Raw genomic sequence first — 1,975 nt, forward strand, 5'->3', positions numbered from 1 at the left:
GAGGTCCACCAGCGCGATATAGGCGGTCAGGAACGCCACCGGCACCGAGGCGGCCTGGGCAAAGGACAACCCCGGCGGAATCCGAACAACCATGCGGTGATCGGTCACGGCCGTCGGCGCGAACGCGTTGTTGGGGAACAGCCCCATCACCGCGTCACCACGGCGCAGGGTGGTCACGTCGGCGGCGGTGTCGATGACCACCCCAGCGGCTTCGGCGCCCATCCCCTCGTCTGGGATGGCGCCCAAGGCAACGACGACGTCGTGGAAGTTCAGACCGGCGGCGCGGATAGCGACGCGAACTTGCCCCGGCGCCAGGGCGGTGACCGGTTCGGCGGGTTCCAACGTCAGGTTGGTCAGGTCGCCTTTGCCGGTGGTACCCAGTTGCCAGGCGCCGGACTGCGGCGGTGTCAGGGACGTACTGGGAGTCAGCCTCGGGATGTGGGTGCTGCCGCGGCGCAGCGCGAGTTGGGGCTCGCCGCTGTGACCCACAGCGGCGAGGATGTCGATCAACCCACGGGCGCTGTCGTCGTTGTCGGTGTCGAGCAGGCTGACACGGCCCGGATGCTCGTGTTGGGTGGTGTGGACCAGTGCCCAGGCCGCGGCGTGGGCCAGGTCGGGAGCGCGGTCGTGAACGCTGGTCGCCACGGCGTGGCGGGTCAACACGACCAACTGGGTGTTGAGAGTGTCGGGGCGGGCCAGCCAGCGTTGCAGGTGGGTCAGGGTGTGCCGGGTCAGGGCGTGGACGCGACCTACCGGGTCCTGTTCGGGGTTGGGCAGTGGCAGTGTCCAGATGACGAGCTCGGCGTGGGCTAACTGGGGATGGGCCAGATCAGCGTGGCAAGCGGTGTGCCGCAGGGCGGGGGCGAGGCGCTCTGGGTCGTCGCTGACGACGGCCCAGGTGGGCGCGGCGTCAGCGGCGGGGAAGGTGTCGGGGGGCAGCGCGGGCCAGTCCAGTTGGAAAAGGCCGTTGCCCAGCGCCGCGGGGGGCGTTTGTTGGGGCAGCGAATCCCCCACGGGGCGAAGCGTCACGGTGCCCACCGTGATCACCGGGGCGCCAGCGGGGTCGCAGGCGCACAGGGCGTAGGTGTCTTCGGCGATGCGGGTCAGCGCAACGTTGAGGCGGGTGGCCGCGGTGGCGTGCAGCGTGATCCCGGTCAGGGCGAACGGCAACCGCGCGCCGGTCGAGCCGTCGCCGTCGTCAAGGGTGGTCAGCGGGTGCAGGGCGGCGTCGAGCAGGGCGGGATGAATGCCATAGCCGTGGGCGTCGGCGTCGGCGGGCAGGGCGATATCGGCATAGACGGTGTTGGGGCTGTTCGGGTCGTGTCCGATCCCGACCACCCCCTGAAACGGGCCGTCGTAGTGGCGGCCGGAGGTGGCCAGTTTTCCGTAGAAGTCAGAGCTGTCGATGGCTGTTGTGTGCGGCAGCGCTGTGGGCGCGGGTGCGTCGGGCTGGTCGGCGCTCAGCGTGCCGGTGGCGTGCAAGACCCAGGCGCCGCGTTGTTGGTTGGCCGCACCGGTACGGGCGTGTATGGTCAACGGCCGCCGCTGGTGCTCGTCACGCGGGTGGACGGTGATTTGCAGGTCGGTGGGCACGTGGTCGGCAAGCACCAGCGGCGTGTGCAGGATCAGCTCGTCGATGGCGGGGCAGTCGACGTGTTGACCGGCGTGTAGGACCAGTTCGATGAATCCGGTGGCCGGGAAGACAACACTGTCGTGGATGCGGTGGCCGGTCAGCCAGGCATGCGTGCTGGTCGACAGGCGCCCGCTGATCACGATCTGATCTTGATCGGCCAGCTGGGTGAGCGCGCCCAGCAGCGGGTGTTCGGGTCGGTCCAGTCCGGCGGCGTTAACGTCGGCACCGGCGCCCGGCGCCAGCCAGTAGCGGCGGTGCTGGAAGGGATAGGTGGGCAGCGCGGTGGCACGGGCCTGGGGGTACAGGGTGTGCCAGGCCGGGCTGTGGCCGCGGGTGTGCAGC

Annotated in this window: 1 protein-coding gene; it reads right to left on the reverse strand. The window is 70.2% G+C overall.

Annotation, left to right across the window (positions count from 1 at the left end; all coding sequences use genetic code 11):
- The coding region (locus F0Q45_RS25690) for a polyketide synthase dehydratase domain-containing protein (RefSeq protein ID WP_188113172.1) at positions 1 to 1,975 on the reverse strand (1,975 nt) is incomplete at both ends.

This window comes from Mycobacterium simiae (assembly GCF_008370645.1).
Lineage (GTDB): Bacteria > Actinomycetota > Actinomycetes > Mycobacteriales > Mycobacteriaceae > Mycobacterium > Mycobacterium simiae_A.